Below are 9,696 nucleotides of genomic sequence, written 5' to 3'. Positions count from 1 at the left end.
TGAACTGATGATCACAGAGTTGCAGTCTATTGCCTTACCACTTGGCTACGGAACCATTTCGTTGACTGCTCATATATAATACCTCAACGTAAAATAAAAAGCAAGAAAAAATTTAATTTTTTTACATTTTTTTAAAAAATGTACATTTTCCATTTTTGGTTGAACTTATTTGACAAATGACCTATTATAATGTGGTCAATGAACAAGAGGTATTTTATATTATGCAACACATTATTCACCAGCTTCAAAAAGAACAGAAGCTAAGACTGTTAACGTCGACCATAATGATTGTATTTAGTGCTTTCATGCAATGTTATATCATGAATGTATTTATGGCACCATGCAACCTAATCTCAGGAGGATTTACAGGACTTGCTCTATTAATCAATAAAGTCTGTGCTCTAGTAAACATTAATTTTCCTACTCAAATTGGAATCATCGCTTTAAATGTTCCTGCAGCCATCCTATGTTACAAACACATCTCACCCAGATTCACTTTTTTGAGTTGTGTACAATTCTTTCTAGTATCCTTCTTTATTTCTATCTTCCATTTTGAACCGTTCTTCGAAGATCAAATCTTAAATGTTCTATTTGGAGGCTTCTTATGGGGTTTTTCTATTTCCCTATCTCTAAGAGCTGGAGGATCTACTGGAGGAACGGATTTCATTGCCCAATACGTTTCTAGTAAGATTCATAGAGGTATATGGGACTATGTATTCTTCTATAACTGCGCTATGATTATTATCTTTGGATACTTATGCGGATGGATTTATGCAGGATATTCCATCCTATTCCAATTCTTATCTACAAAGACAATCTCATCTTTATATCAAAGATATGCACAAATTACCGTTGAATTTACAACAAACGATCCAGACCCCATCATTGATGCTTTTATGGCCACTTGTCGCCATGGTATGAGCGTATTTGAATGTTATGGTGCATACAGTCATCATAAGTATTACGTATGTAAAGCCGTTATTTCTACTTATGAATTAAGAGACGTTGTCGATAACGTAAGAAAGGTCGATCCTAAAGTATTGATCAACACATACAATACAGTAAACTTCTACGGAAACTTCTATCAAAAACCTTTGGAGTAGCATGTTACTACTCCTTTTATATACAATTAGAAAAAGGAAATGCGTCATACACATTCCCTTTATGAAGTTAAGATCAGAATGAAAATCATTAAAATCCAAAATATAGAATAAAATATTCGATAGGATTTATAATCCTTATTTTTTATACTATGATATATATTTAAAACAGAAACTAGAAGTATATAAGGTAGAATCCCATAAGCATAGACTTTAATAAATCTTTTAAAACATACTTTAATTATAAACGCTAGTCCAATTAAAATATCCATTATTAAATTAAGTATGTAGTGTTTTCTTTTCGTTCTTTATACAATAATATTAACAAGAATACATTTAAAATACAAACAAAAATAGATGTATCCATTACGAATACACCTATTTATTATTTCGATTTCCCATGCCAATCAACTGTAAAATTCTTAAGAAAATATTCAAGAAATCCAAATACAATTGTAAAGCCATAAAGATTGCGATCTTATCTTGTGCTACGACCGAACCATCCGATTGAATCAATAAACGATTCATTCTTTGTACATCCCAAACTGTGATGCCTGTAAAAATCAATAGAGTAATGATAGAAAGCAAGCGAACATCCATACTAACTCTAAATAACATCATAAAGCATTGTGTAATAATCAATACAAAAAGTCCAATCATACATAATGAGCCAAAGCTAGTAAAATCTTTTTTTGATGTTGTACCAATAACAGCTAAACTAATAAAGTAAACTGCACTGACTAGAAAAGCAGTACCAATTGTAGCTACATCATATACATAGCCAATCGAAGTAAGTGAAACACCCATACAGATGGCATAAAGCACTAACATGACTTTCATACCTGTACTTGATGTAGATCTTGCCATAGAAACACCAAAGGCAATGGACAAGATAAATGGTGCAATCACAAACAACAAAAATAGAAATGGCATGGCACTCAATAAAATCAATAAAGCGTTTGTAGCATATAAGCCATAAGATACAATTGCCGTGATGAATAAAGCAACACCCATCCATGCATAAGACTTCAACAATGCACTTTTTAAAGTGTTTGTTGAATAATAATTCATTGAATCGTTGTTAAACATATTAATCCTTTTTCTGGATAAATTCTAATAATTGCTGAGCCGCAATATTTAAACCTTTACGGTTTGATTTATCGAATCCTAAGTGCGTATAGATTTCACCCACAAATACTCCGTTATCTTCTAGAGCCTGGAACATTGTGTCGATGATTGGTTCGCAAAGTTCTTGTTTTTGCATAGGACCAAATGGGTTTGCGAAATATGTTGTTGAAATACCAACTTCTTGAGTTGTACCTAAAGCCATACGTTTACCTAATTTACAAGTATCTTTTACTTCTTGAACAGTTAATTTCTTTAGACCAAATTCATTAGTGTAGTTGTTTGCGTACGCAAATAAATCGATTTTATGATTGTGAACAACAACGCGATATGGAGCCGCTGGCTGAATCATACGTGAGTTTGGATTTTCTGGAGCCATGAAAATTGAACGGTCCATGTCACGATATGGAGTACCTGGATCCAAATCATCTAAACGAATGAACGCACCAATTTCAGTACCCTGACCATATGGAACGCCATCTTCTAAGTGAATTGTTCCCATATCATCAAATACAACTTCTACTTCACGAATCATATCTCCAGCAGTGGCCTTTAATGCTTCAATGGATTCAGATTTACCAGCACCACTATCACCCATCAACATGATACCTTTCTTAGTTCCATCCTTTAAATAGATGTTTACGAAAGCACCATGGATTGGTAACCAACCTTTTTTCATCTGTGCCAAGTTATGTAAAGTTAAACACATTTTCTTTAAATATCCAAAGTATTCGATACGAGGATTGTCACTAATACATCCTACCCAAATATCATTGGCCTCATCATAATAGAAGTTTGTTGCATCATTTCCATCGTCATTACCAAAAATAACAACAAGATCTGGTTTTTGAGCACTCTCTTCTTTTGTAGCTAATTCAAACAAGTTAGCCATACTCAATGCACTAGACATATATTTTGAGTTGAAGTATACGAAACATAATAAAGTTCCAACCTTACAAGGATAACAGAACCAGTTTGATTCTCCCTTTTTGAAATATGTCATTGGCTGTGTATCTATTTCAGTAAACATTCCTGTACGTTTACTTGATTTTGGATGCAAAATCATTGGAGTTCTTAACATAACTGTATCGATCATTGGAATATCTTGTAATGCGGCATATTCATCAGCCCATACTTTATCCAAAGTATGAACAGAGAAACACGCGTTAGTTCCAGCTTGAACCTGGCGATACACTAAGTTTGGTCTCCCCATTAATTTTTCTTCAAACAAACGATATGTACGAAGAATTAAATCATTTGAAGCTGAGTCAAATGCCACTAATGTATTAATACCAAAATCCGTTGAATTATCACTCTTCATATATCCAAAACGTTGTAAAGATCGCCAATTACGATACATCTCTTCAATAACACTTAAAGTTGCATCTTTATTTGAAAGATAATATTCATCTTTTAATTCTTCACAAGTAAAGATTGACAATAAACGCAAGAAATGACAGAAATCACAAGAAGCTTCTTTTGAATTCAATTCACCATTCTTTGTCAAATACGCGTACATGTTCGCATTATCTGTTTCTTGATATTCAATGAAATATTGAACAAATTTTGTGAACGTATGAGATTTTAATAAAACCTCACGACTCTTTGGATATGCCAAATTATAGTTGATAATAACCTGGTTGTTAAAAATTTCAATTTTATTTTGCATAATTACACTCCTTTAACTATGACTAATATACATGAAAATTGTATGAAAGTAAATGTATAACTTAATTTTTTGTTTATAGTTCAAGCACAAGCGTTTACATGACGAAAACTTTTTCGATTTCAGAATAAACATCCTCAATCGTAATTTCAATCTTTTCACTCGTATAACGATCTGTCCACTCAAGTTTACCCTCTTTAATACCACGACCCACAGTAATACGATAAGGAATCCCAATCAATTCCATATCTTTAAATTTAACGCCTGGACGCTCATTACGATCATCCAAAATAACATCGAATTTGTGTTCTTTACAGAATTCATATAGATCATTGGCAATCTTAACTTGTTCTTCATCCTTTAAAGATACCGGAACAATCGCAAGTCTAAATGGTGCAATTTCAACTGGCCATTTAATACCAAAATCATCATGGTGCTGGTCAGCAACGGCTGCCATACATCTTTCTAGACCGATACCATAGCTTCCCATCCAAACTGGCTGTAATTGGTTATTGGCATCTGTATAGTATAGATTCATGCTCTTAGAATATTTTGTCCCCAATTTAAATAAGTTACCAACTTCAATACCATGTTGGAAAGTTAACTTCTTACCACACTTAGGACAAATATCTCCTTCTTTAACCTGACAAAGATCTGCCACTTCTACAGGCTCGAAATCTTTGCAATTTACATTCTTAATGTGACGATTCGATTGGTTAGCACCTACAATGAAGTTTTTCATATGTTTGATTTGACGATCCATATATACAGGACAATCAATGCCGACTGGGCCCGCAAAGCCAACACGCGCATGTGTTACCTTTTCAACTTCTTCAAAGCTAGCCATTTCCATTTCATTAGCACCCAATAATTTCAATGCCTTTGTTTCATTTAATTCACGATCACCAGGAATACAGAATGCGATTACCTTTCCATCTACGTTATATAGTAATGTTTTAACGAAATCACTTTCCTTCTTACCAAAGAAAGCAGCCACTTCTTCAATTGTTTTTGCGTTTGGTGTATCAACAATTTCCATTGAAAGTTCTTTTTCACAAGAATCTTCCATTATATCTACTACTTCAGTGATTTCTAAGTTACTAGAATAGTCACAACCTTCACATCCAACAACAACGTCTTCACCAATACTTGATAAAGCCTGATATTCTTCTGATAATAAACCACCCATAGCTCCTGTATCCGCTTTAACAATCTTATATTCCAATCCTAAACGATCCATGATACGGCAATATGCATCATACATCTTGTTGTAGGCTACATCCAATCCAGCTTCATCCACATCAAATGTATACGCATCCTTCATGATGAATTCGCGAACACGAATCAATCCATAACGAGGACGAGTTTCATCACGATATTTCGTTTGAATCTGATATAAGTTATATGGGAAATCCTTATAAGATTTTCCATCCATACTACTAGCTACCGCAAACAATTCTTCATGTGTTGGGCCCAAAACATAACGCTTATTATAACGATCACTCAATGAAAACATATTTGAACCAAAAGCTTCACGACGACCCGATTGTACATATACATCTTCTGGAATCAATGCTGGCATCAACAATTCTTGTGCATCTTTCGCATCCATTTCTTCACGAATAATATTTTCAACTTTAGAAAGAACCTTCTTTCCCATAGGCATGATCATATAGATTCCGTTTGAACATTTTTTGATCATTCCAGCACGCACCAACAAATTACTTGATACGCTATCTTCATCTTTCGCATTTTCTCTTAATGTATAAAAGAAACTCTGACTTAATTTCATCTTACTTACCTCTTCCACTATCTAATTTTACGAATCATCGCATCAACTTCAATAGGCCCAGACCATTTTGTATGTACGATCTGCATCGGCTTATTACAAACCTCTAATACATTTTCTTCACTATCATACACATCCCCTACATGTACAATCGTACTTAAAATGTGAGGGCCAAATATTTCTAAATCCTGATTGGGCATGAAATGATTCTTTACTTGTAAAGTCGCCATCTGACTTTCTTTATCATAATCCTGCACAATGGCTACATATTCCTGTGTTACCGTTTCATCATGATCTTGATACAACTGTATCTTATGTTTAGGAAGGCCATTATAGAAGCCCGGTCCTGTCGGTCGGTTCTCTGCCTTGGCAATTTCCTTTTTTACACGTTCAATGATTTCAACATCCGCATGCCCATGCTCATAAATATAATCAATCAACATACGATAGCTAGAAACAACCGTAGCTAAATAATAAGCACTTTTCATACGCCCTTCAATTTTCAAGGACGCTACACCCATATGTATGAAATTCTCAATATAATCCACTGCCTGCAAATCCTTTGAAGACATGGAGAATAAATTCGTTGGATCACTTAATTCTGTTTGCCCATCCATTAAATGATATTTCCAACGACAACTCTGTGCACACCCACCACGATTCGCATCACGAAGCGTCATATGATTACTCAATACACAACGTCCTGAAAAAGAAATACACATACCTCCATGAATAAAGACTTCGATAGGAAGAATATTCTCTTCACAAATCGAACGAATATCATCCATTTGACATTCTCTGGCAAGAACAACACGGTCCATACCCTTTTCTTTCCAGAATCTTGCAGCACTTGAATTTGTAGAAGAATGCTGCGTTGATACATGCACTTCAAACTTACATCCAAGCTTTTTAGCCAACATCATAATCGATGGACTTGCCACAATAATCGCATGCACGCCAATCGAATCCAAAGTTATTAAATACTCTTCAATACCATCAAGATCCGACTCATGCGGAAGCATATTTACAGTTACATGCACATGACTATTATGTGCATTCGCAAATTTGACTAATTCTGCGATTTCGTCAATGGAAAAGTTACTTGCACGCGAACGCAAACTAAACTGCTTACCACCTATATATACAGCATCCGCCCCATATAAAATCGCAATCTTTGCTTTTTCTAAATTTCCAGCAGGAGCTAATAATTCAATCTTATTCATTTACTTGCTCCTCCTTTTTCTTAATTGTCTCTTCTAAATACCAACGGTTTGTTGACTCATCATCCATAATTTTAATCCCTTGTAAAGCTAAATCATATAAACCCAAGATTTCAACAGTCCAATCATCATCAAAAAATAAAGAATCAATGCGGAAGCGATGCATTCCTACATATGTAAAATCCCACATTTCCTGTAATGAGTTGATTGGCATTTCACTAAAGATATGTGTACCCGTTTCATCTTGCACAATTGGCATGCGTTGCTCACGCGTTTGTTCAATCAAGTCATAATGACACGGTAATGAACAAACCGTTTTGTTCACAGCCTCTAAATAGTTAGTGACCAAAGGTCTTCTTGAATATAGAATCGAGAAATACCCATGCACTAAGATTTCAATATCCGGATTGTGCTTTCCAATACTTACCACTTCTTCAAGACTCAATTCATGTGCTAAAGAGACAGACTGAACGCCTAAAGACATATAGAAATCCACATCTGCACTTGAAGCCACCAATGTTTCCGGTTGATAAATCAATTTGAATTCAATCCCCAATTGTTTCGCCTCAAAATATAGACCTTCATCCGCATAGTAAATACCATCCACATCCAATTCTTTAAAAATAGAAAAGTATTCACGAACACCCGATAGATCTTCATCCATACATAATCTTAAAAAGTTGATATATAATTTTAGGCCAAGCTTTTTACACTTCTTCTTCCAAAGCTGTAAATCCTCTTTTTTTACCGTAATACTCGAACGAATCGAATAATGTTCAACACCAATGATCACGGCATCTGCCTTCGCTCTTTTTAATTTTTCTAATGAATCAATAGAATGAATTGTTGTTATAAACATAATTACTCCTTATCAAAACATACAGATTTATTTTACCACAAATGTGATTTTATGCCTACTTAACCTCCTATTTAAATCGGACTTAATTTCATATATACTTATATTAGAAAATACTATGCGAACAAACAAACACTTAATGAGAGATTTGAAGATTACAATAAACCCACTGAGCAAGAAGAAAATATGGTCGGATGAAATCATTGGTGAGGAAGCATTGTAGAAAAAAAGAATGCCATTACGACATTCTTAACAAGGCTAGTTCAATCTAGTCTTTTTTAATGAATTCAACCAACTCTTTAGCCGAATATACGACATGATCTGCACAAGGCCCACTTACCTGATGATGACGATTAAAATGAATCGTCTTCATGCCTGCACTTTTAGCCCCTTGCATATCATTGATATAATTATCTCCAATATAATACCATTCTGTAATATCTTCATGCATCGCTTCCATACACTTTTTAAATGCATTCACATCCGGTTTTGCAACACCAATTTGACCACTCGTAAATACATTTTCAGGTTTAAAATAATCAAAGACACGAAGCACTTCTAATTTCATTCTTTGATGCGCATCCTCTCCATTTGTCAAAATTGCAAGTTCATCTTCACAATTCGAAAAATAATCAATCAACGGTGCATCCATTTCAATATGATGCTGATAATATTTATAGCGAGACTGAAACTCTACAGCTTTTGAATGAGAAAAAATAATCCCATACTTTTCACAAGCCTTTTCAATACGATAAACACCAGATTCATCAATCGTAATCTTTCCTTGTTGAAGATCATCAAAAATCAGATCTCCAAACTTACGATAATCCGCATAAAATAAATCCATATCCACATCTACATTAGGAAGGAATTCTTCCATGCACTTGCGAAATGGCCAAGATAAATCATAGAGTGTATCATCACAATCAAGCATTAATTTCTTCATATAAACCAACCATTCCTTTCAGCTTCGCTTCAAGGCACACATTGGAATTAAAATGTGCAATGAGCTTTGCTTTTATTTTTTATCTTTTATTTGTTACCATGTTCTTGAAGTTAGAAGTACACTACAGAGCACGGTGAGGTGAGTTGCAGACTTCTGCATCTCGTTCAGATTAAATCAGCATATAAACCAGTGTAAGTTCGAGTATTTCAAGCACACATTAGTGTTGACATCAAGTCCGTAGATTAATCATTGACTATTAGTTAATCTTTAGTGCTACTCGTTCAGTCAATGCTTCTTTCTTCTTTATTTTGAAAGAGGCTTTTTCTATGAAAATCATTTATCCTCGTGTTTGTGGTATCGACGTGCACAAAAAATTCATTGTCGCAGTTATCTGCATTTCTGAATCCGTTGAACCTGTTTATCTAAAAAAAGATTCTCGACTTTTCACAATGACTTGATCCGGTTTAGAAACTAGCTGATTCAAAACGACTGTCAAAATGTATGCATGGAATCCACTGGTAAGTACTATATTCCTGTCTACAATGTATTGGAATCCCATATTTCCAATATCGTCGTTGCCAACCCTAAATGGGTACGCGCTGTTAAAGGCGAGAAAGATGACGATAAAGATGCCAAATGTATTGCTGATTTATTTAAGTTTGGTATTGTTAGAAGTAGTTTTATACCTCAAAAAGATTTCCGCATCCTTCGCGAACTCACTCGCTACAAGTACAAACTTGTAAATATACGTTCCAGCGAAAAGAACCGTTTTCAGAACGCTCTTTCTTCCGGTAATTGTAAACTGGATATGGTCTTTACTGATGTTTTCGGCAAATCCGCATCTAATATCATCGACCTTATTTTATCAGATAATCCATACACAGATGAAGATATTCTTTCAAAAGTTCACAAAAAATGTAAAGCATCTCCTGATATGGATCTTGACTCAATTAATGGAACGGATTTAACACCAGTCCAGAAATCTCGTATAGAA

At 34.5% G+C, this 9,696-nt stretch carries 9 protein-coding genes; 3 read left to right on the top strand and 6 right to left on the bottom strand.

All coding sequences use genetic code 11. The features are described from left to right. Positions 1-221: 221 nt before the first annotated feature. Positions 222-1,103 carry a YitT family protein gene (locus LJE08_RS11655; RefSeq protein WP_227403311.1) on the top strand — a complete coding sequence of 294 codons (882 nt, stop codon included), beginning with the start codon at positions 222-224 and terminating at the stop codon, positions 1,101-1,103. Between the two features lie 375 nt (positions 1,104-1,478). On the opposite strand, the gene LJE08_RS11650 is transcribed toward LJE08_RS11655, so the two are convergent. The 6 genes from LJE08_RS11650 to LJE08_RS11625 all read right to left on the bottom strand — a co-directional run bounded on the left by LJE08_RS11650 (position 1,479) and on the right by LJE08_RS11625 (position 8,702). Beyond that, positions 1,479-2,171: a Bax inhibitor-1/YccA family protein gene (locus LJE08_RS11650; RefSeq protein WP_227403310.1), complete on the bottom strand. Its 693-nt coding sequence runs from the start codon at positions 2,169-2,171 to the stop codon at positions 1,479-1,481. Positions 2,172-2,190: 19 nt separating this feature from the next. Then, the gene (locus tag LJE08_RS11645) at positions 2,191-3,894 is read right to left on the bottom strand and encodes a hypothetical protein (RefSeq protein ID WP_186999623.1); all 1,704 of its coding nucleotides are present in this window, start codon (positions 3,892-3,894) and stop codon (positions 2,191-2,193) included. 94 nt (positions 3,895-3,988) lie between these two features. After that, entirely contained in the window at positions 3,989-5,683 is a 1,695-nt protein-coding gene (locus LJE08_RS11640; RefSeq protein ID WP_217256739.1) for a proline--tRNA ligase, read from the bottom strand. Positions 5,684-5,700: 17 nt separating this feature from the next. Further along, positions 5,701-6,903, bottom strand: coding sequence for a U32 family peptidase (locus tag LJE08_RS11635; RefSeq protein WP_117925167.1), 1,203 nt, complete (start codon positions 6,901-6,903; stop codon positions 5,701-5,703). Then, a complete protein-coding gene (locus tag LJE08_RS11630) occupies positions 6,896-7,759 on the bottom strand; it encodes a peptidase U32 family protein (protein ID WP_217256740.1) in 864 nt (287 codons plus the stop codon). The genes LJE08_RS11635 and LJE08_RS11630 overlap by 8 nt, the downstream gene beginning before the upstream one ends. A gap of 265 nt (positions 7,760-8,024) precedes the next feature. Further along, positions 8,025-8,702, bottom strand: coding sequence for an HAD family hydrolase (locus LJE08_RS11625; RefSeq protein ID WP_217256741.1), 678 nt, complete (start codon positions 8,700-8,702; stop codon positions 8,025-8,027). A gap of 326 nt (positions 8,703-9,028) precedes the next feature. Here LJE08_RS11625 and LJE08_RS15120 point away from each other — a divergent pair, with 326 nt between their 5' ends. Next, a complete protein-coding gene (locus LJE08_RS15120; protein ID WP_255650344.1) occupies positions 9,029-9,160 on the top strand; it encodes a hypothetical protein in 132 nt (43 codons plus the stop codon). A gap of 47 nt (positions 9,161-9,207) precedes the next feature. Beyond that, positions 9,208-9,696, top strand: a 489-nt coding sequence (locus LJE08_RS11620) for a transposase (protein WP_238636035.1), incomplete at its 3' end; no start/stop codon positions are given.

Origin of the sequence: Holdemanella sp. DFI.5.55, from assembly GCF_020593575.1 — a bacterium.
GTDB classification, from domain to species: domain Bacteria; phylum Bacillota_I; class Bacilli_A; order Erysipelotrichales; family Erysipelotrichaceae; genus Holdemanella; species Holdemanella hominis.
This window is presented reverse-complemented; position numbering and strand designations above follow the sequence as displayed.